19 protein-coding genes are annotated in these 21464 nt (G+C 54.2%); 5 read left to right on the forward strand and 14 right to left on the reverse strand.

Features of this window, described 5'->3' with window-relative positions:
- Positions 1-9 precede the first annotated feature (9 nt).
- Together sorU and HKT17_RS01400 are read right to left on the reverse strand one after the other, a co-directional pair.
- Positions 10-339, reverse strand: coding sequence for a SorU family sulfite dehydrogenase c-type cytochrome subunit (gene sorU, locus HKT17_RS01395; protein ID WP_171097310.1), 330 nt, complete (start codon positions 337-339; stop codon positions 10-12).
- Positions 340-360: 21 nt separating this feature from the next.
- Entirely contained in the window at positions 361-1602 is a 1242-nt protein-coding gene (locus tag HKT17_RS01400; RefSeq protein ID WP_171097313.1) for an NADH:flavin oxidoreductase/NADH oxidase family protein, read from the reverse strand.
- Positions 1603-1663: 61 nt separating this feature from the next.
- Here HKT17_RS01400 and HKT17_RS01405 point away from each other — a divergent pair, with 61 nt between their 5' ends.
- Complete coding sequence (locus tag HKT17_RS01405) at positions 1664-2575, forward strand: DMT family transporter (RefSeq protein ID WP_205882476.1); 912 nt, start codon at positions 1664-1666, stop codon at positions 2573-2575.
- A 36-nt stretch (positions 2576-2611) separates the two neighbouring features.
- Positions 2612-3769 carry an AI-2E family transporter gene (locus tag HKT17_RS01410; RefSeq protein WP_171097315.1) on the forward strand — a complete coding sequence of 386 codons (1158 nt, stop codon included), beginning with the start codon at positions 2612-2614 and terminating at the stop codon, positions 3767-3769.
- 77 nt (positions 3770-3846) lie between these two features.
- On the opposite strand, the gene HKT17_RS01415 is transcribed toward HKT17_RS01410, so the two are convergent.
- The 3 genes from HKT17_RS01415 to HKT17_RS01425 form a co-directional block, all read right to left on the reverse strand.
- Positions 3847-4767 (reverse strand): metal-dependent hydrolase, encoded by a 921-nt coding sequence (locus tag HKT17_RS01415; protein ID WP_171097317.1) that lies wholly within the window; start codon positions 4765-4767, stop codon positions 3847-3849.
- Positions 4768-4912: 145 nt separating this feature from the next.
- On the reverse strand, positions 4913-5317 hold the full coding sequence (locus HKT17_RS01420) for an acyl-CoA thioesterase (RefSeq protein ID WP_171097319.1): 405 nt from the start codon (positions 5315-5317) through the stop codon (positions 4913-4915).
- Positions 5318-5320: 3 nt separating this feature from the next.
- Entirely contained in the window at positions 5321-5923 is a 603-nt protein-coding gene (locus tag HKT17_RS01425) for a thermonuclease family protein (protein ID WP_171097321.1), read from the reverse strand.
- A 75-nt stretch (positions 5924-5998) separates the two neighbouring features.
- Here HKT17_RS01425 and HKT17_RS01430 point away from each other — a divergent pair, with 75 nt between their 5' ends.
- Positions 5999-6802, forward strand: a complete 804-nt coding sequence (locus tag HKT17_RS01430) for a crotonase/enoyl-CoA hydratase family protein (protein WP_171097323.1) — start codon at positions 5999-6001, stop codon at positions 6800-6802.
- Positions 6803-6888: 86 nt separating this feature from the next.
- The gene (locus HKT17_RS01435) at positions 6889-8301 is read left to right on the forward strand and encodes a WS/DGAT/MGAT family O-acyltransferase (protein WP_171097325.1); all 1413 of its coding nucleotides are present in this window, start codon (positions 6889-6891) and stop codon (positions 8299-8301) included.
- Positions 8302-8304: 3 nt separating this feature from the next.
- Here the strand turns inward: HKT17_RS01435 and bcsR are convergent, their stop codons facing one another.
- From bcsR to bcsB, 9 genes are all read right to left on the reverse strand, one after another.
- The gene (gene bcsR / locus HKT17_RS01440) at positions 8305-8514 is read right to left on the reverse strand and encodes a BcsR/BcsP family cellulose biosynthesis protein (protein ID WP_171097328.1); all 210 of its coding nucleotides are present in this window, start codon (positions 8512-8514) and stop codon (positions 8305-8307) included.
- A gap of 7 nt (positions 8515-8521) precedes the next feature.
- Positions 8522-10234 carry a cellulose biosynthesis protein BcsG gene (bcsG, locus tag HKT17_RS01445; RefSeq protein ID WP_171097330.1) on the reverse strand — a complete coding sequence of 571 codons (1713 nt, stop codon included), beginning with the start codon at positions 10232-10234 and terminating at the stop codon, positions 8522-8524.
- Positions 10235-10238: 4 nt separating this feature from the next.
- Positions 10239-12725 carry a UDP-forming cellulose synthase catalytic subunit gene (gene bcsA / locus HKT17_RS01450; RefSeq protein ID WP_171097332.1) on the reverse strand — a complete coding sequence of 829 codons (2487 nt, stop codon included), beginning with the start codon at positions 12723-12725 and terminating at the stop codon, positions 10239-10241.
- Complete coding sequence (bcsQ, locus tag HKT17_RS01455) at positions 12722-13462, reverse strand: cellulose biosynthesis protein BcsQ (protein WP_171097333.1); 741 nt, start codon at positions 13460-13462, stop codon at positions 12722-12724. The genes bcsA and bcsQ overlap by 4 nt, the downstream gene beginning before the upstream one ends.
- Entirely contained in the window at positions 13459-13668 is a 210-nt protein-coding gene (locus HKT17_RS01460; RefSeq protein WP_105028015.1) for a hypothetical protein, read from the reverse strand. The genes bcsQ and HKT17_RS01460 overlap by 4 nt, the downstream gene beginning before the upstream one ends.
- On the reverse strand, positions 13665-15071 hold the full coding sequence (locus HKT17_RS01465) for a hypothetical protein (protein ID WP_105028016.1): 1407 nt from the start codon (positions 15069-15071) through the stop codon (positions 13665-13667). Before HKT17_RS01465 ends, HKT17_RS01460 begins: the two co-directional genes overlap by 4 nt.
- Positions 15072-17420 carry a cellulose synthase subunit BcsC-related outer membrane protein gene (locus tag HKT17_RS01470; RefSeq protein WP_171097335.1) on the reverse strand — a complete coding sequence of 783 codons (2349 nt, stop codon included), beginning with the start codon at positions 17418-17420 and terminating at the stop codon, positions 15072-15074. It lies immediately after the preceding gene.
- Positions 17421-17487: 67 nt separating this feature from the next.
- Positions 17488-18639 carry a cellulose synthase complex periplasmic endoglucanase BcsZ gene (bcsZ, locus tag HKT17_RS01475; protein WP_171097337.1) on the reverse strand — a complete coding sequence of 384 codons (1152 nt, stop codon included), beginning with the start codon at positions 18637-18639 and terminating at the stop codon, positions 17488-17490.
- A gap of 2 nt (positions 18640-18641) precedes the next feature.
- Complete coding sequence (gene bcsB, locus HKT17_RS01480) at positions 18642-20873, reverse strand: cellulose biosynthesis cyclic di-GMP-binding regulatory protein BcsB (RefSeq protein ID WP_171097339.1); 2232 nt, start codon at positions 20871-20873, stop codon at positions 18642-18644.
- Positions 20874-21121: 248 nt separating this feature from the next.
- Between bcsB and HKT17_RS01485 the strand changes: the two genes are divergently transcribed.
- Positions 21122-21460, forward strand: coding sequence for an STAS domain-containing protein (locus HKT17_RS01485; RefSeq protein ID WP_171097341.1), 339 nt, complete (start codon positions 21122-21124; stop codon positions 21458-21460).
- Positions 21461-21464: the final 4 nt, after the last annotated feature.

Raw genomic sequence — 21464 nt, forward strand, 5'->3', positions numbered from 1 at the left:
TGGCAGGCTTTATTGCTTGTTTCCACCAGTCACGGTGGAAACATACTTCGCCAGAATTTTCATTTGATCCACGGTCAAATGATCAACAAAAGGGGGCATGCCCCCTTTGCCGTTTTTCAGCGCATTCAGCACGCGTTCTTCGCTGGGTTTGAGCACATCGAGCACCGGGCCAATTTTGCCCTTGGTGCCCGCATCGGCCAGGGTGTGGCAAATGGCGCAGGCCGGGTCGGCATCGGTTTGAAACAGTTTGCGACCCTGTTCAAGAATGGCGGCGTCGTCCATGGCGAAAGCATTGAATGTGCTCAGGCTTAACACCAACATGCAGCTGAATTTCACCATGGCTGAACTCCCTGTGTTTGATCACGCCCGTAATTTGCGGGCTTTGAACAAGCCCCAACTGCTATCCAGAATATAGAAAAACAGGGCTTTCAGGGCGCTCTCGTTCGGGACAGGGTTTTTGCCTTTGCCCATGCGGTGAATTTGGCGGGTGTACCACTGAATTTCAAGCAAGCCAGTGCGGTCTACGGCTTTGACACCGGTAATCAACGGCTTCACAGGGTGCAAGGCTTCTTTGTTGTCCAACAGGCGCTTGGGCAAATCGGGTTCAATGGCAATCGAGCGAGCAAGGCCAATCAAATCCACAGCACCGCTGTTCAGCGCTTCTTTCATGCCGCCCACGGTGCGAAAACCCCCAGTCAGCATCAGTGGCACTTTGCACACGGCACGTACTTTCTCCGTGAAGTCGATGAAGTAGGCCTCGCGCTTCACGGTGCTTTCCTTCTTGGGTTTTGCACTTGCACCCGTCATGGCGGGGGCTTCGTAGGTGCCGCCCGACACTTCAATCATGTCGATCCCGCGCGCAGTCAATTCCTGGATCACAGCCAGTGATTCTTCCTCTGAAAAGCCACCCTTTTGGAAGTCGGCTGAATTCAGCTTGATACCCACCGGGAAGTGAGGGCCCACTTGTTTGCGCACTTCGTCGTAAATGGCCAGTACAAAGCGACGGCGGTTTTCAGCGTTTCCGCCCCATTGATCGGTGCGCTGGTTGCTTAGCGGGCTTAAAAACTGGCTGATCAAGTAGCCATGGGCACCATGAATTTGCACGCCGTCAAAGCCAGCGTCTTTGCACACTTTCGCGGTGCGGCCCCAGCGGGCAATCAAATCAAGGATTTCAGTCTCGGTGAGCTCGCGCGGCGTGGCAAACATCATTTGCAGGCTTTTGTGGAAAGGCACTGCGGAAGGCGACACGGTTTCCTTGTTCATGCCTTTGGGGCACTGTTTGCCGGGGTGGTTGATTTGCACCCAGATTTTGCTGCCATTGGCCTGACCGGCTTTGGCCCACTGCTGCAACAAGGGCATGTCGCGGTCGTCTTCAATCACGACGTTGCCCGGCTCTGCACGTGCCCGGCGGTCAATCATCACATTCCCGGTTATATTCAAACCGATGCCACCGGCTGTCCAGCGCTGGTAGACCCGCACAATTTGTGGTGTAACCCGGTTGTCGCGCGTGCCCAAGGCTTCGCTCATGGCGGCTTTCACCAAGCGGTTGGGAACAGTGGCGCCGCAAGGCAGTGTCAGTGGGTCGCGAAGTTCAATGCGCATCGAGGGGGTCTCCGGTGGTTCTAAATTGAAAATTATTGTTGTCACATGGTAGCTTGGGTGCATGAAAAAAATTGAAGTCAACACACTAATTTTTACGGCTTTCGCCATGTGTGCGTTTGCGGCCAATTCCTTTTTTTGCCGTGCGGCCTTGGGCGCCGGGCAAATAGACCCTGCCAGCTTCACCGCCATTCGCCTGATCAGCGGTGTCATCACCTTGTGGCTGTGTTTGCGCATTCAAAACAAGGGCGGACAGCAAGGCAGTTGGGTGGGTGCCTGGGCTTTGTTTGGTTATGCGGTGCTGTTTTCCATGGCCTATTTGTATATGAGCACAGGCACGGGTGCGCTGATTTTGTTTGCCAGTGTACAACTCAGCATGATTGCCTACGCCGCCACACAGGGTGATCGATTGAAAGGCTTGCGTGCTTTGGGTGCGGTGGTAGCGGCAGCGGGTTTGGTGTTGTTGTTGTGGCCACACCTGCAAACGCCGGCCTCGGTGCTGGCTGCTGCAAGTATGGCTTTGGCAGGCGCTTGTTGGGGTGTGTATTCGGTGGTGGGCAAGGGCTCCCAATCCCCTTTGGCCGACACCGCAGGTAATTTTTCCCGGGCAGCATTCCTGATGGTGTTGGTGTGGATGGCCGTGTACTTTTCCGCCAAGGCAGGTGTGCACATTCCCGGGGTTACCGTGGAGCGCGGCTTGGCTCTGTACACCGTGTATTTGCCAACGCCCACCGTGGCAGGCGTGTTGTTCGCCTTGGCCTCGGGCTGCCTGGCCAGTGGCATTGGTTATGCCGTGTGGTACAAGGTACTTCCCGCTTTGCCCACCACCTCGGCAGCCAGTGTGCAGTTGAGCGTGCCGGTGATTGCGGCGCTGGCGGGCGTTGTTTTCCTGAACGAGGCTGTTACCGCCACTTTGCTGGTGGCCATGGTCATGACGCTGGGCGGCGTGTATCTGGTTTTGCGCGCCAAGCGTTAAAGTCTTCTAAATTCAAATTGGCTGGACATTGAATCGATGAATGAAGTTTCGAAACCCAAAGATGAGAACACCAAGCCTGCAGGGCAAGCGGTGCAAACGCCTTCAAGCCTTTCTACTCTGGCCAAGCAGTTTTACCTGCAACACTGGGGCTTGCTGCTCAGTGCTGCCTTGGTGTTGGCGGTGGTCATCAATTTGTGGCCTGTGTTGGCGCCTTTCGTAGCGGCATTTGTTTTGGCTTATTTGTTGGCTGCCCCCAGCCGTTGGGTGCATGGCAAGTTGCGCGGGCGTATTCCCTTGCCGGTGTGTGCCGTGCTCACCTTTTTTGCGCTGTTGCTGATTTTCTCCAGTGTGGGCTTGTTGTTTATTCCGGTGGTGCTGACCCAGCTTGAACTGATTCAGAACAATTTGCCGCAGCTGATTGTGAACGTGAAGCGCACGGTGCTGCCTTGGCTCAACGAGGTGTTTGGTTTAACCATTTCTGTGGACAGCACGGAGATGAAAGACCGTATTGCGGCTTACATCAGCGAGAACCGCGGCACGTTGGCTGAGCTCAGCACAAAAATATTGCGCTCGGGTTCGCAGTCGGTGTTGGGCATTACCGGTTTTGTGTCTTTGACCGTGATTGCCACCTTGTTCATTCTTCCCGGCTGGACTCAAATTACCAAGCAGTTTCAGCAGGTGTTTCCGCCCCATTTGTGGAAGCGGGCGCAGCCATTGTTCAGTGAAATTGATTCAGTCATGACCGAGTACATCAAGGGCATGATGATCGTCATGTTGTTTCTCAGTACATTCTATTCAATCGGTTTGAGTGTGGTGGGGCTTCAAAGTGGCTGGGCCTTGGGCATGTTGGCTGGCGTGTTGTGTGTGGTGCCTTACCTTGGTTTTGCTGTAGCTTTGCTGGTGGGCTTGTTGACAGCTGCGCTTGAATTACAGGGTTTCTTGCCGATTTTTCTGGTGCTGCTTGTTTTTGTGGTGGGGCAGTTTCTGGAAGGTTTTGTGCTGACCCCTTTGGTGGTGGGCGACAAAATTGGTTTGTCTGCACTGGCGGTTATTTTTGCCCTGGCATTTTTTGGTGCAATTTTTGGTTTGGTGGGTGTTTTCCTTGCGCTGCCGCTGGCTGCAATTTTCAAAGTGGCTTACCTGCACGCTTTTTCGCACTACGCGCAAAGCGATTACTACCGGCAGGCCCGGTAATGCAGACGAAAAAAAACCGGTGGGCTGCTCACTTCTCCCACCGGCTGTTCAGCCCAAAGTTTCTGTCACGAAATTGATTAAGCTGCGTTTGCTTTCAACTGGCTGCTCATGCGGGCACGAATGGCGTTTGCAATCTCTGTGTTGGGCTTGCGGCCAGAGCCCTCAACAGAGGCCACAAAATTGTCGATCTCAGTCAGGAAGCGGCTGTTGTCGTGCATCCAGGGGTGGAAGTCGGCTTTGAAGTAGTCCATGAACTCGCCATTGGCCACCGGGTTGCGCAATACGCCCACCTTTTTGCCCCACAACATTTTGGTTACGGTCCAGAAGCCTTTCAAATGGCCACCCTGGATTGTTTTGTCGGCAAACACCAAGCGCATGTGGAAGTAAGCCACCAGTGGCCAGAATATGGCAGTGGCCAACACCATTGCCAGGCGGCGGCTGAAACGGTTGTGCATGTTGTCGGGCAACACATGGTTCCAGACGTCGTAGGCTACAGCCTTGTGCTCGGTTTCCTCATAGGCGTGCCACATCCACATTTGCTTGTAGGCGGGTTCTGATTTCTCGCCCAGTACATCGGGGTTGCGCAGCAGTTGGTCGGCCATCAGCGCGGTGTAATGTTCCAGCGCAATGGTGCCAGCCAGGGTAAGGCGTTTGCCCAGTGCTTTCTTGATGAAGGCCAGAAAGCCCCACAGGAAGTTGTCCAGCTGGGATGCAGGCAGGCCCGCGCGATCCAGCATCTCGTTGTATTCAACGTGCTCGCGGCTGTGCATGGCTTCCTGCCCGATAAAGGCCACCACTGCTTTTTTCAATTCGGGGTCGGTGATGTCGTCGCGGTAGTTACGCACAGCATCCATGAACATGCGCTCGCCAGCTGGGAAGAACAGCGAGAGGGCATTCATGAAATGGGTCACGTGGGGACCTTGCTCATGCCAATTGGATACCTTTTCTTCAGGCAAATTCAATTTGACATCGCGGCGTACAGGCATGATGTTCTTCATGGTTTGACTCCTACACTTGTTTTATTGTTGTTGCCACGTTTAACCGTGACATTGCGCAATGTAACAATAAAATTTCATGTCCACAATAGCAAAACCTGAGTACCCATTCTAGAAAACACCGCGGGTTTACCCTGAACCTGCTGTGTTATTCCTGCGTGCCAAGTGTGCCTTTGAAGCGGTCTGGAATAGGCGTAGAGCGACCTGTTTCCGGGCTGACCCACACCATTTTTGCGCTGCCGGTTGCCACCAGAACTTCGGGCGCATCGGTGCGGCGCATCTCGTATTTTTGCACCAGACTGCTGCGGCCCACCTCGCCCGCAAGCACCTTGATCTCCACCACGCCGGGTGCTTTCAGTTCTTTCAGAAAGCTGCATTCGGTGTGAACGATCACGACATACGCGGGGTTGTTGTCTGCGCTTTCCGGAAACAGTGCTATCCATTCCACGCGGGCTTGCTCAAAACAACGGAAGTACACAGTGTTGTTCACATGGCCAATCTGGTCCATGTCGCCCCAGCGCAGTGGCACAGTGGTGGTGTAGATTTCTTTCATGTTTTATCGCTGGTTGCGTTGTTCGGTGCGCCACTGCCATGGGGCAAGCGGTGCGGTTTGTTGCCACAGGCCTTTGCGTGCATTGCGGGCCTGGTCCTCCGCAGCTTCGTACATCACACGGTCTTCACTGCTTTGGCTGCGCGCAAATTCCCGGTACCACCAGGCTTGCCCGGCTTCAATGGCTTTCAGGTTGATGTCGGTTTCACCATCACACAAGCGCTGCTGGCACCCTTCTACGGGCAACACCACTTTGGCCACTTGCCGTTTGTAGCGGTCCGTGTTGTTCACCACGATCTTCACGTTTTTATTCAACACCTGCTCGGTGAGCCAGCGCCTAGATTGCTCACCACCGGCCTGGTTTAATTCAGGCGCGTCCACTGCATGCATGCGAATTTTGTGGGTGGCACCGTCAAGGTTGCGCACCGTAATGGTGTCACCATCGGCCACACGGGTCACCGTGGCCAGGTAAAAACTGCCCGAGGTGGCCGAGCCCGGCTGGTTTTGACTTTCTGAGGCAACGGGGCCACCAATGCCAATGTTTGGGCCGTAGGGGCTGACGTAATAACCCAGCAGGGCCAAAACCAGAGCCAACACTTTAAAGATCATATTGGGTTTAAGAATGTTCAAGGTTAAGATGGCTAGCGAGCCAAACCACGATTTTAAAAAACAGCCGAGAGTACCATGGACAGAGTAAACCTGCAGTTCAACAGCGACAACACCGTAGCCACCGTGGCTTTAAACCGCCCGGAAAAACACAATGGCGTGGACTGGCCCATGCTGAAGGAAGTGCGCAAGGTGCAGCAACAACTGGCCAGGCACAAAACCCTGCGTGCAGTGGTTTTGAAAGGCGAGGGCCCGTCTTTTTGTGCAGGGCTGGATGTGAAGTCGGTCATGAGCAACCCGAAAACTGCTGTGGTGATGTACGCCAACCTGTGGTTGCCCATGCGCAATATTTTCCAGACCTGGAGCATGGGTTGGCGCGATTTGGGCGTGCCGGTGATTGCACAGATTCACGGCAACTGTTTTGGGGCAGGCATTCAATACGCCATGGGCGCAGACATTCGTGTGTGCACACCCGATGCGCAATTGTCCATTCTGGAGGCCAAATGGGGTCTGGTACCCGACATGGGCGGTGCTGCGCTAGTACGTGAATTGTTGCCGGTTGATGTGGCCAAGGAGTTGACCATGACGGGCCGCGTGCTTAGTGGCCTGCAAGCCAAGGAGCTGGGCTTGGTGACCCATGTGGTAGAGAATCCGGAAGAAAAAGTGCAGGCCCTGGTGCAGGAAATGTTGACCCGCTCCCCCGATTCTGTGGCGGCAAGCAAGTTCATGTTGCAACGGATTTTTGGTATTGACGAAGCGGCGCATTTGACCCAGGAGCGACGCTGGCAGCGCCGCGTGCTTGGTTTTAAAAACCAGCGTATTTCGGTTGTGAAAAACAGCAAACAGCCCACCATGCCGTTTGCCAAACGACAAATTCGTTGAAATCTCGGGGCGTGCCGCATCCAGCGGCGCACTTCATGCAGTAACAACAGATTCGGGAATAAAAAACACAACACGGAGACATGCCCATGAAGGCCCTGACCCCCAACGACCAATTGTTCTTGTGGCTGGAGCGCCGCAATCAGCCCATGCATGTGGGCGGGCTGGTGTTGCTGAAACCACCCAAGGGCCAAAGCACAATCGATTACGTGCACAAGGTGGTGGCCGACATGCGCACCTACACCCAGCCGGTGGCACCGTTCAGTTTGCGTTTGAAGTCGCGATTGGGTATGTGGTTTTGGGTGGAGGACGATGAGTTTGACCTGGAGGCACACTTCATTCATTTGTCGCTGCCCAAGCCAGGCCGCATTCGCGAATTACTGGAGTTGACCTCCAAGCTGCATGCCGCGCCACTGGACCGCGCAAAGCCCCTGTGGGAAGCGTATGTCATTGATGGTCTGGAAGACGGTCGCGTGGCTTTGTACACCAAGGTGCACCATGCGTTGGTGGATGGTGTGGCCTGCATGAAAATGTTGCAGCGTTCCATGGCCGATAACCCGGAGATCATGGACATTCCGCCCCTGTGGGCCAACCCGAATTTGCGTGGGTCGGTTCAACGTTCTGAAGCCTCGGAAGGCTTGGTGACCATGCTGGGCCAAGTGCTGGATACCGCCAAAACCCAACTGTTCAGTCTGCCCAAGGTGGTGAAAGAAGTGGGGCGATCCTTGTGGCAAACCAGTGTGGCTGATCCTGACTTCGTGTCGGTCATTCAAGCGCCACGCAGTGTGTTGAACCGGCGTATCACGGCCTCACGCAGGGTAGCCGCCCAGTCGTGGTCCATGGAGCGCATCAAGGCTTGCGCAACCGGCCTGAACATGACTTTGAACGATGTGGTACTGGCCATGTGTGGCTCGGCCTTGCGTTCTTATTTGAGCGAATTGAATGCATTGCCTGCCCGCCCGCTGGTGGCGATGGTGCCTGTGTCGCTTCGAAAAGACGACACAGCGACTGGCAACCATGTGGCCTTGTTGCTGGCCAACCTTGCCACCGACACCGAAGACCCCGTGGAACGGATTGAAACCATTGCGCGTTCAGTGAACCATTCCAAAGAACGGTTTGCCAGCATGAATCAAACTGAAATCATGAACTACGTGGCCACCATGATGGGCATTAGCGGGTTCAACATGCTGACCGGTTTGGCACCCAAACTGCAGGCTTTCAACATTGTGATTTCGAATGTACCGGGCCCCAAGCACACGCTTTATTTCAATGGTGCCGAGGTGGATGGCGTGTACCCGGTCTCGCTGTTGCTCGATGGCCAGGCTTTGAACATCACCTTGAACAGCTATGCGGGCAAGCTTGAATTCGGTTTGGTGGCGTGTCGCAGAACCATGCCCTCGATGCAGCGACTGTTGCAGTTTCTCGAAGACGGCCTGGTCGAGCTGGAGGAGGCGGCGGCCAAGGAAGCCAAAGCCAATCTGAAAAAGCGCAACGCGGCTTGAAGTTCAGTCCTCGCTGTAACGCGAGGCCATGGCAATACCAAACAGGAAGGGCCAGCGCTGGAATGAGTCGTACATAGCCTGGTCCTGTTGAATGTCTTGATACATGTTGTGATCAAAGCCCTCCAGCTGTGCGCTGAGTGCATAAATGTCATGTGCCATGTCGGCCGGTGGCATGAACAGGGCTGGCGGTGTGTTGGGGTCAAACTGTGCCATGGCTTCATTATCCCCCTTGGCTGGATGCCGCAATGTTTTGAACCGGGCCCAGCATTTTCCATGCGGCTCCCGGGGCCTTGATCCAATACGACCCCTGACTTTCCATCACAGTGATGTTGCCTTGTTGGGATACAAACCGGGTGTCGGGCAGGTCGCTGAGCAGCACCGGCCAGGTTGGCTTTTGCTGTTGCTCGGCTGGTTGTGCCAGCCAACGTGCCAACAATTCACTGAGTGCTGTGTAACTGACCGACTGCTTCACCGTTACAGGCCCGGTGCTTGTTGGCGTGTACCCGGGCGCAATCCAGTAGCCAAATACAGGCACTTTGGTAATGGCGGGGGTTGGCAATTCACGCAAGCCCACCAGTTGTCCAAATTCACCCGTCAATCCAGCGCCGTGTTCGGGTACCACCACCACCAACGCCTTGCGTTCGCTGCGTCGAATTTCCCCAAGTACGGATTGAATATCATTCAACATCCGCTCCAGGCGCAAGGGGTAACTGTTCAGGCTGTTCAGGTTGCTGTTGGGCAAACGGTTGCCGTCGTGCAAAGTAATGCTGTTGTAGTAATAAGCCACTGCGGGCCCGCTTTGCTGAACGCGTTTGTTCCACCATGCACGCAGGTAATCACCATCGCGACCCACGCGTGAGCCATCAAAGGCTTGTACCCCCGCAGGCACTTCGTCATGGGCCACCAGTTCAGTGGCTTTGCCGCCCAGGTTTGTTTTAACAAGTTTCGAAAAGTCTTGAAAGCGACCATCGTGATTCAGCCCCATCTCCACTTCAAAGCCTACATTTCGAAGCTGCTCAAACAACATGCAACTGTTGTTGGGTGTGCTGTAAAGTGCATCGTGCGGTGTTTGCCCACATTTTCCGCGCAACAGGCGAATGGCTGCTGGCCCCGAGTAACTGGTTGCCGAGTTGAAGTTCTCGAACACAAAATCGGCTTGCCGAATGGCAGGGTGTTGGCTCTGTTTTGCATACTGCAGGTCGGCCCAGGACAGTGAACAGATTTGCAGCACAATTACATCGAAATCGGGACTTGCCACCGGTGAAAAGGGTGCCAATGCAATAGTGCGTTGCCGGTCAAAAAAACCAGCGAGTACTGCACCCGGGCCAGCACCCTCATAGGCATTGTCCCGAAGTTTGGTTTGACTTTCCTGGTCACGGGCTACTCGCAGTTTCTGAAAATCCAGCTGACCCAGAGCCAGCAGTTCGGCAGGTGACAAATTTTCACGGGTTTGAGCTTGAGGTTCAAGCACAGCCGCGGTTTTACTTGCTTGAGTTTGTTGTTGAATAAAAGGCAGCGTTTGAATCCCGAGGATGCACACAAGCCCAAACCCAACCCAACTGCTAATGCGTATGTACCGGTCGAGCACCCGAACCACCATGAAACCAAGTAGCGCGCTCCACAGCATCCAGGGTTGAATGGTGCGTTTAAGCAGTTCCCACAAATAGTCGAGCGAGAAGCCGAACAACGCCTTGATTTGATCAACCAGCGCCAAGGACACCACCAAACCCAGTTCGTGCAGCAGCAAGGCAATGGCTGGGCCAGTAAACACCAGGTAGCGCAGCACCTTCATCAGCTGTTTGTTTTGATAGGCTGCGGGGTTGGTGGCAATCAGCAAGGCAAACAGGCCCAAATTCCAAAGGGGGCTGAGTGTCAGTTGCCCCGCAAAGTGCAGGCCGAACTTGATGAGAAAATAAAGGTTCCACAACAGCATGGCCCTAGTTCTCCCACTTCTCGGTTTGGTTCTTGTTGCCCATCAGGCGATTGCCCAAATCAACAGCACCATCTTTTAACCAGGCAAACAGGCGTACATAGCCGATCATGCCTTTTGCAAACACGTCTTTCAGGCCACCCAGTGCGCGGTCACGGGTTTGGTCTTCTTGCCAGTTCAGCCAGGCGTCGGCGCGGCCAAAGGTACACTGAATCAATTGTGTCTCTTGTTCCGGGGTCAGGTTGGTGAACAGGGCTTCAACCTGTCCGGTTTCGGTGAAGTGAATTTTCGCTGGGAACAGAAATTCTCGGTCGCCCCGGTGCAAGCCAACCTGCACCTGGCTGAATTCGCTGATGCCAGTGGTATCGGCCACAGCCAATGTCAGCCCCGCTGCTGAATATTCTTCGGTGTAGCAACTGACTGTGTAGCCGCCGGGCAGTTTCAAAAAGGCAGGCATTACCATGCGCACACGGTGGTGCACATGTTTTTGAACCGACTCGGTTGCAACACCCACGGCCGCACCCAGAATGGCCAGGTTGAAACCGCACCACAACAAGTTCATCAACACAGTGCCTGTTTCATGGGTATTGAACACAAACAGTCGAAGCAAGCCCACGGAGAAGCCCAGTACATTGATCAAGAGCAAGATCAGGTAGGGCTTTGCAATGTTGGCATCGAAATAGCTTTTCTCGATCAAGCCGCCTTTCGAGGTGACGTTGAACTTGCCCAGTTTCGGATTAATAAAGGCCAGCGTAGTCGGCAGAATGATGTACCAGGACAACACGGTTTCATACACTTCAGACCAGAACGATCGACGGTATTTGCCCTGAATCACCGAGTTGGTGTAGCTGGAAATCATCAACTGTGGCAAGGCATAACTGAGAATGGTTACTGCCGCAGCATTGATCAGGTGTTGTTCAAAAAACAGGTATGCCATGGGCATGACCAGGAAGATCATGCGGGGGATGCCATAGAAAAAATGCAGCATGGCGTTGGAATAACAAACGCGCTGAAAAAGGTTTAACCCCTTTTTAAACATCGGGTTGTCAGTGCGGAAAATTTGCGCCATGCCGCGTGCCCAGCGAATGCGCTGACCAATGTGGCCCGCCAGGGTTTCAGTGGCCAGGCCCGCTGCCTGAATATTGTTCAAGTACACACTGTTGTAGCCCAGGCTGTGCAGTTTAAGGGCGGTGTGCGCGTCTTCAGTCACGGTTTCTACCGCAATGCCACCCACTTCCAGCAATGCTTTGCGTTCAATCACCGCGCAGCTGCCGCAGAAAAATGAGGCGTTCCAGTAGTCGTTTCCGTCTTGGATCAGGCCGTAGAACAAAGAGCCCTCGTTGGGCATTTGCCGAAATGAGTTGAAGTTGCGTTCGAACGGGTCAGCCGAGAAAAAGTGGTGGGGTGTTTGCACCAACACGCATTTGGGGTCGCGGCTGAACCAACCCATGCTGGTTTGTAAAAACGAGCGTGTGGGTATGTGGTCGCAATCAAAAATGGCGATGTACTGGCCATGCGTGTGTTTCAAGGCATAGTTGATGTTGCCCGCTTTGGCATGGGAGTTGTCCGGGCGTGAAATGTATTCAACACCAGCTTGTTTTGCAAATTCTTCAAAGGCGGGGCGGTGCCCATCGTCCAGAATGTAAACCGTGATTTTTTCAAGTGGCCAGTCCAAGCCCTTGGCGGCATAAACCGTGGGGCGAACTACCGACAAAGGTTCGTTGTAACTGGGAATGAACACGTCCACGGTGGGCCAATCATTCAGGTTCAACTCCAGCGGCATGGGTTTGCGTTTCAAAGGCCATGCGGTCTGGATAAAACCGAAAATCAGAATAATCCAGGTGTAGGCCTCGGCTGCAACCAGGGTATAACCCAAAAAAATTTCAGTGCCAGTTTCAAGATCAAGCGAACTGGTGAAGCGCCAAAACACATAACGTGCCAGTAGCAACATGGTCAGTGCCATCAGGCACAAGTTGGCAAAACGTTCAGGCAATCGCTTGAACAACATGGCAAACAGATAACACACCACAATGAAAACCCACTGCCCTGCCAATGGCAGGGAGGCTTGCGCAGTGAACAGAAACAAGGTCAGGGCAGAAAGGCCCAACGCCCAGCGTAACCATTTGAAGCGCACCACAAAGTGGCTGGCGTTTTCAATACGCTGTTCAAGCCGGGCGGCGCGCACGGCATAGTCGGTGAACTTGCTAAACAGGGCACGCACTGACCGGTAGGGGCGCTGAATCATTAGTTTGAACAGATACGCTATGGGGCTTAGCAAGTCGTGCAAAGCCACGACAACAATTTGAAACACGAAGCCTGGCAGACTTCGGCCTTGTCGGCCGTTCGATGCTTCAAGCGCACTGTTCAAACTGTTGGGACGTAACCAAAGTGCCTGAAAAAGGCGCAACAAACGAACCCGGGTTTTCAGGTTCGGAAATTCGCGCAGGTCCAGCAGGCGCTCTAGTCGGTTGATCCAGCTTGATGAGGTACTCATCCGATCTCCGCGTCGATCCAGTTGCACAGCTTTTGCTGGTCTTCCACCAGCTGTGAGCGTGGCGCGTAGTCGGCCAGCGCCAGGCCGGCGGCCAGGCTTTCTGCCAAGGCCTGGTCTTCATGCAAATAAAATGGCAACAGGCGGTGGCTTAGTTTCATCTTGCACAAGGTCCACAAATCCAGGTGCAGTACTTTGGCCGAGTCGAAGCGATTCATGAGAAAGTACGATGCGCCCCGGCTTTCCAGCAAATGTGGCAACAGTGTATCGATGCCCAATACGGAGGCAGAGTCTGGAATCAGGGTAATCAGGTTAAGATCAGACAGGGCCATCACTTTCTGGCACCAAGGGGCGGGCCAGCGTGGCAAGTCGATGATCACCACAGCATCGTCAGCAAATTCGTCTTGTTGAAACAGATCTGTCAGGCGTTGGGGCTGCTCCATCAACACGCGGTCTATAGCCAATTGCTGTGCCACGGACACTTCACCGAAAGGCAATAACTTGAAACTGGCATTGGTGGTGTTTAACGCCTGCCCAATCGGTTCGCCCTGCAAGATGACATGCGCAAGGCCGCGAGCGCTGCGACTGGAGTAGCCCAATTGAAATTCAATGTTGTTGGCCGGGTCAGCCTGCACCAGCGTGACATTGCGGCCCAACATGTTGAGCTGGGTGGCTGCGGCAATTGCAAGGCTGGTTCGTCCTGCCCCCCCAGTGGGAGACACCAAAGCAATAATGATCATGCGTCCTCTTTGTCATCGGGGCTGGCAATCCACTTGCCATGCCGCACCAACTGATCACAGTCGTCGGGCAGCTGGTTGTTGCTCCAGTTTGCCCAGTCACTTAGCCAGATTCGGGTTGTCGGGTTTTTCATCATTTTTCCCACCAACAAAATGGTGAGCAAGACACCCAGCAACAAACCACTCACGATCAGCGCAAACACTATCATTTTGCATCCTCGCTCAGCAGTGCATTCAGGCGTTGTGTCCATGGGCGATTCTGGTTCAGGGCTTCCGGGGCTTCATCCCACAGCTCCGCCAATTTCACTGGCTTGTTTTCGTCGGCGCCCATCAGGTCTTGTACCGACAAAGGTTCCAGTTCTTCGTGCAAATCGGCAAGCAACTCACTTTGGGTTTCTTCACCCAAAAACTGAATATCGCCACTGAACAGCACGGGCAGGTTTTCCCGGAAACACGATTCAAGCCAGCCGCGGTAGCTGGCCTCATCGGGCTCACTGGTCCAAACTTTCAGCAGGTAAATTGCTTCCCTGGTGGCCGTGAACACACAGGTGGCCTGCGACCAATTGGCTAGGCGCAATGCGGTTTGTGCGGTCATGTGACGCATCAGGGAAAGGCGTGTCAGCGTGCAGTGCATTGACCATCGTTTGGCCAGTTGCATCATCATCAAACCCTGCGCTGCGAATGTGGGGTTGGCCACTACAGTCAACAGGCCAGGCATGAACACTTCGTGCAAGTCTCTGGCAAACGTGTTCTGGTGATTGTCCGTGGCGGTCAGGTTCATTTCTGGTTTGTTCACCTGCCCGGTGCTCAGGCCTAGCCAGGTTTCAATGCTTTCGTCTTGTAGCCACACAGTGTCCGCACCCATACGCAGCAGCACTGATGCATCTTGTGCTGTCATTTCGCCGTGTGCCTGTATGTGAATTCCGTGTTGTTGGTCCGTGCCAAAACGAAGGTTGTGGCAGGTTTGCGCCAGTTGTTTCAGGCTACCCAATACCCCACTGTCCAGCACATGGTGCATGGGCAGTTTTGACAGCGCCGTTGTGTCGTTCCACAAGTTGGTTTGCAAGCCCCACTGGCTTGGCCACCAAGGGCGAAACTCGAATTCGCCAAGATCGCTGACATCGGCCAGTCCGTCGGCAAATGTGCTCCATTCGGGCAGGTCACCTTGCACCGTGGTGACTACATGGGCCTGTGCATGGTGAGCCCATTGGTGCAGCAGGCGCATTTGCGCCAGCGGGTTTTGCCGGTTCAAGGGTTCGTCGCTGTCGTCAAACCAAAGTTCTGCATGTTCAATCACGACCAAGGCCGGCTTGAGTACACACAGTGTGTTCAGGGAACGGCAAAGTTGGCGAATGCCGTTTTTGGCATGCCCTTTGGCCCACAAGTTTCGAACTGAGACCACATCCAGACCTTTTGGGGCGCCAGCGCGTTTGAGCAAATAAGGTTCAAGCAGGTTGCGCACCTCGTTTTTAGGGCTTGCTGTGAGCCACAGGCACGACTTGAATGGTGTTTCTTCTTGCGAGTCCAGCCAGTGTTGCACCAGGCCCTGCGAAAAATGATTCGCATGGGGCGCGCGTACAACGTAGGCTCCGGGCTTGGGCAAGTCAATCATTCAAAACCTCGAGTAAGGTGCAACACCTTCTGGTGGCACGCTTAATTCGAAAAAATCACCAAACGAATATTTCAAATAAAGTTGCAATCGGTCAGGGTTGTAACCTTCAGATCGGTCGATCTCAAAATAACCGCCCACCACAAAGTTTTTTAACACCTGGCGTTCAAGTGCAAGGCGCAAACCGGTGCTGGTGCCGCCACCCGGGCCACCAATTTGCAAGGTAGGGTTGCCTTGTGCTGCAGCGGCGGCGGCAAGTTCCGGGTTCAGCGGATAAAGCGCAGTGTCGTCTTCTCGTGATTCACTGGCACCCACGCGGGCCTGGGCCTGCCAGGACCAGCCATTCATATTGCCAGTCCAGGTAATGGGAAATGTGAGCGAACCAAATGCCTGGGGGCTGTAGTAACCGCCTTGTCCAAAGGTGTAAAAGCGCAGGTTTTTTTCGAACGACCACAAAAATAACGACGCACCAATTTCTACCTCATGCCCCGGGCGCTGAAACACGGTTTTACCCACAATGCCTTGCAGGTTGTACTCGGTGTTGTCGGGTATGTTTTTGCCGGTAATCAGGTTGGCCCGAGCAATGCCAACAAAGTCAAGAGTGGGGTTGAATGCCTGGTAATACACCGCGCTGACACCGTTGCGCCGTGCGCCCCCCCAGCGCTCACCAGTTAAGGGATCGATGGCCCCCGTGGTCGACAGCACGCTGCCGTTGACCATGCGCCGCGCCACTTCAAGCCGCAATGAACCTTCACCCAGGCTAGTGCGCCATTGCACACCACCCACCCAGTCATTGACCGGGTAGTCGCCCACCGTGGTGCCCAAATCAACCCGGTATTGTTCGGTTTGTACACCCACACCCACCACATGGCCTTTGTAGTTTTGATCCAGTCGGTCGCTGGCGATGGCTGGGTCGGTGGGCAGTGTGGTGCCCAGCTTTGCAAAGTTACTGGCGGTGGCGGGGTTCACGCGGCCCGAATTCGCATTCAGTGTGTCTGCGCGCAAAAACAGAGTGCGTTCAAAATCGAGTGGCAAATCCAGTTGCAAGGGGATTTCGTCACTGTCGATGCGGGACACACCTTCATCGCCGTCAATAATTGCGTTTTCATACGACATCCGCAAGCGCACCTGTCGCTTGCGCTGAAGGTTTTGCTCCAGTGCCTGCACCTCCGGTTCGGCTCGCCACTTGGGTGTTGTGCCAATTGAATTGGCCAGCGCATTGAAATCGCCATTCCTCTCTTGCGCACGCAAGCCATCGAGGTACTGGCCGTATTGCACCCGCTTTGCCAGTGCAGTCATGCCCTCAGTCCAGTTTTCACGGGGTACGGCATCAATTAATTCAATGGCGTCATTGCCACGGTCCTGGCGAGCGGCCAGCAGCGCAGCTGCAAATCGCATTTCCTGTCCTTTGTCCAGCGCCAGGCCTTCATCCATGACTCGCCGGGCAGCCTGTTTGCTGCCTGCATCGCCTTGGTCATCCAGAAGGGTGGCCAGGTCGTAGCGAAACCAGGGGTAGCTCGGGTTCAGGTCTACTGCGTTTTGTAGCAGCCGGGCTGCCTCAGTTTTGTTGCCCTGATCAATCTGCTTTTGTGCATTGTCAGCCAGTTGTTGTCCCTGTTCGAAGTCAGAAAGTACCGGGGCTGTGGGTACTTCAGGCTCTGCAGGCGGGGGTGTCGCAACTTCGGGTGTTGTTGGCTGGGCTAGAGCTGCCGGTGCGGGTTTTGTACGGTTGGTATTGGCTGGGCGGCGGGGGGGTTGCGCGGCACCGGGTGTTGGCGTTTGTGCAAGTGTGCTGGCACCAGCACCGCCCAGTTCAGCAAGCAGGGTTCTGTAACGGCGGTCGTCCGGGTATTGCCTGGCCAGCTCGGCCACTTGCTCGCGGGCGTAGCTGCGGCCTTCCGGGGTGCGGTTCATCAAGCGATATATTTGTACTGCAGCTTCACCCAAGGGTGGCTGTGGAAGCAATTGCCGAAGACGCTGTGGCAGGTTGGCAGGAACTTGTTCGCTGTCTGCGATATAACGCAACTCTGCAAATTGCTGCCGCTTGTCCGATGCCAAGGCAATGGCTTGTTGTAACTCAATGGAAAACGGATTGTTTCCGTGTACCAGTTGCAGTTTGCCCAGCCACACATTGGCTGCCTGCACATCGCCACGCGCAAGGTCAATCAAGCCTTGCCAGCGCAAGGCCGACGCGTTGGTGGGTTCTATCAACAATATTTTGTTGAAAGACTGCACCGCCAAATCGAAGCGAAAACGTTCGTACCAGTACACCCCTTTTTCACTCAGCGCACGAATATTGGTTTGCTGCGTATTCACATTGGCATGCACTGGCGTTGGCAATATTATGGGCATTGCCACAAAGCTGGCTTGTATTGCCCATGCAAGCGTGCGGGCCCGCAGGCCATAAGTTGATTTGCACTTAGCCACAGCTTTTAACCTCTTTGCCTCGGGGCAATAATTCGCCCAAGGAATTGAATCGATAAAACTTGTCCATGTACCCTTGAGCAAACAGGCTCAAGGCGCCGTTGTAGTAACCGTATTTCAGCCACGCTTCCTTGTTCGAAGTTTTCAGGCTTTGGGTGTGAAATTTTTTCGCAAGCTCGGGCATGCCGATGGCTTGAAGAAAAGGTGCCATGCTGGCTTGAAAACCGGAAGGCCCACGCTCTGTGGAAAATTTTCCAGTCATTGGTTCAAACCACTCAGGCATGTTCTGGCGTTTCAACAACAAGGCCGCCAAGGGCGACAGTTGTTTCAGCAAGGGCGCTGTGGTGGGGTCGTTTTCGCTGCTCATGGCGATCCACAGATAGGTGCGTATGGCGTCATAATCGCCACGTTGCTCATCGTCGGGCAAGCTCATTTCACCATTGTTGTACAGCACCCAGTCGGGATACTGGCCTGTGCGGCCGGTGTCCAGCAGCAGTTTCTGGCTGGCCAGGTAAACTTGGGCCCAGCGCGAGTCGTCGGCCCAGGCATTGGCAAAGCGGGCCATCATGAAAGGCGGCAGATAGCTGGGGTTAAGTTTCACCGCACCATTGTCCAGCACAAAACCGGTGTGGCCTGGCAATATGCTTAAGCCCAAGCCGCTGACTTCCATACTTTCTTTGTTCAGAATCAAATCACCCAATGTGCGCGCTTTGTCGGCGTAGGTTTGGTTACACCACACGCGGCTGGCTTCAAGCAGGGCGTAGGCAATCCACAGGTCGGCATCTGATGCACTGTTGGCATCAATCACGCCCCAGCTTTCCCCTTTCTTGCCCCAAATCCATGCGGGCAATTGTTTGCCCATGTCGCCGGCACTCAGGTTGTTCTCAGTCCAATTCAATATGGCGTCAAACGCCTTTTGGTCTTGTGCCACCAAGGCAAAGAACAGAGCGTAGGATTGCCCCTCTGACACGGTGCGCAGGTCTTCCTGACTTCGGTCAATCACGCGCCCGTCCTCGCTCACAAACGCACTTTTGAAACCGTCCCATGCAGGCCAGGCCTGCGCGGGCGTGGCGCTGCATGCTGCGGTGGCAGCAAGCAGTAGTGCGCCCTGCCCCAGGCGTTGCAACAAATTACGCCACAAGGCCATTGTCAATTGCCTTTTGTGCGGCGCGATGCCCGGCCAGACAACCAGCCAAATGCAAGAATCGCCAAGATCACCCCAGCCAGGGCACCACCCACCGCAATCAATGCGGGGTATTCTGAAAACGCAATACGCAAACGCAACCACCAAGGCAGAGCGCCGCTGATGTATGTTTCTCCCAGGCTGTAGCTTTGAATGTCATCGCCACGAATCAGGCTCACGCTGCCTTTGATTTTAGCAACGTCGCCATAATCCGACAGGGCAGCCACTGCGCGCTCAAAACTGTCTTGATCTGTGCCAGTTACCACCAGCCCGGCTTTTTTGGGTGCAAGGTGCGACTCAAATCCCACAATTGCACCCAGCGAGCCTGCGGTTTGAATCAAGGCACGCGCGCTGTCGCTGGGTTGTAATTCCGTATCGCTTTGCCACAAACCCTTCAGCCACTGAATGGCAGGTGGCAGGCCCATGCTGCGTTCGGTGGCGTTCAATACCATGGGCAAATTCATGTTGGCATTATTCAGCCAATCCAGGCGATCGCTGGTGCCCATGGCCAACCAGTTCTTGGTTCCAATGCCTTCGGGCTTGTCAGAAACAATCAGGGTGGTGCGAGTGGCAGGCAGACCTGTCCACTGTCCAAACAGGCCCATCACATTCAGGTAGGAACGAATTTCAAGCGGTGTGGGATTGGCGGGCAGCACAATCGCTGTGTCCGACAGGTCTGCCATAATGCTGAAGGGATAACCACCGTTGGCAAAGGCGGTCAAGTTCGGCATGCGGGTGTAGTGGGGCAGGTTGGAGAAATCCAGGGTTGATTCCGGATCGATGGATCCTCTGGCTACTTGCGTTACCCGCGTGCAAGAACCACCACCTTCGGCCATAAAGCCAAATGCAAAGGCCAGTTCGTTGTTGCCACCCACGCGGAAAGCTGGAATTTGTAGCGCCTCTTCACTGGTCAGTTCAGCCTGGCCCAACAAATCAATATTGATTTTGTTTTGTACTTGTTCCGAGCGTGGGGCAAGACGGAAGGATTGAATCAGCGAGTTATTGATTTCAATGTTCAGCAGCGAATCGTTCCAGCGGGAAGGCGCTGTGTAGCGGTATTTCAAATCCATGGGGATATTGCGGCCTGCCCAGCTGAACAAGTCGGGTGGAAGGCGCAAATTGATGCTGGCGCGTGGCTTGTCAGAACTCACTTCCAGTTGCCCAGGAAAATCAATCAGCTCGGCAAAGCGCACAGGCCGGTTGGTGGGCACATAGCGCGGCGCGTCGTAAGGCTTGCGCGGGGCGCCCAAGTCCACTTTCTTGACCAGGGCTTTCTGGCCGCTCAGCACTTGGCCTTCAATCACCAGGCCATACACGGCTTGCAGCAGTTCCTCGTCGCTGCGGCCCATCACGTACAGGTGTTTTATCCAAGGGTTTTCTTTGGCACTCACAATCATCAGTGAGGGGCCTTCAATGTCGGCCTCGCTCATGCCTTCAGGCATTTTTTTGCCTTTGGTCAGAATAATGGTGTGGCGCGTTGGTGATGCAGTTTCAAGCAATTCAAACTCAGCCTGGCGGTAAAAGGCTTGCGCACCCATCCAGGAGGCCAAAATACCCGCGGCTTTCATGCTGGCTTCGGTTTGTTCCACGGGCAGCACAAGAGGCAACCGGAGCTTGCGGTTGTCTCGAGGATCGAAAAAAGGCGCTGGCAGCAGCGCCAGGTCGTTCACCAGATTCAGCGGTGTTGAGCCAATGGTCAATGTGCTTTCCGGGCGAATGTCAAACCGCAGGGTGGGGTTGCCCGGGTCCACGCACTCACTGTCGTAGGTGCCGTCGTATTCCACGCGAATGGTTGCAAAATCGGAAAACAGCAACGGGTCCAATTCAATTTCAACAGTGTGCGGTACACCGGCGCGCGCTACACTCAGCTGGGACAAACCTGAAAGCTGGTTGTTGACATACACACGCACAAAGGATTGATCGTGGCGCATACCTTGTGGGTAAAGCACCCTCAGGCTAAGGCTTGCGCGGGTTACCAATTCGTCCAGGCGAATGCCTGAATTCAAGTCCACAAAGCGGTTGATCCCACTCAACCGAACCCCGTTGGGCTGCCCCATTTGGGCAAATGTCAGTGTGCGGGTTCGCTCAACGGCAGGCGCAGTTTCCTGGCCGGTCGGTACCGCAGCTGGTTCTCCTCTTTCTTGTGAGTACCCTGTCAGGCAAAATAGAAAAAACGCTGAGAATAGTAGGTGTCGCATAAGTGGGTTCGCTGGTCGACTGAAATATAAGAACAGGTTTTTAATAAATGCCTGCTTAAATCACTGCATTCAAAAATATTTGATCAATATTTATCAATATTTTAAAAAGTATGCAGCATAGTTCGACACGTTATCCTATTGTTTTTGTATATGCTCAATTTCTAGGGCTTGTTTTATATAATTATTGCGTGAAGTGTCTAAAAGAGCACACTTTAAGAAAAGAGAATTAACAGTTTAGGGCGAACAACATGGTTTCGACAGAAGAGGTGGGGGATATTTTCGTACTGCGCGTAGACGCGGTTCGATTGGACAGTGCCGTGGGAACCATCATCCGCAATGCGGTGGTGTCCAAATTGGACCTGACACAAAAATTCGCTTTGGACATTGGGGCTGTCAAGCTGGTGGACTCTGGTGGTTTGGGGTCTCTGGTTGCTCTGCTGAAAAACATCACCAATCATCAAGGCAAGCTGGCCTTGGTGGGCATGAACAAATCTGTGCGAATGATGTTTGAGCTTTCGCGCATGGACCGACAATTTTCCCTGCTGGAAGACATGCCCAAGGCAGTTGCCTTTCTACAGCAGGCCTGATTCA

This window comes from Limnobacter sp. SAORIC-580 (assembly GCF_013004065.1).
Classification (GTDB): Bacteria; Pseudomonadota; Gammaproteobacteria; order Burkholderiales; family Burkholderiaceae_B; genus Limnobacter; species Limnobacter profundi.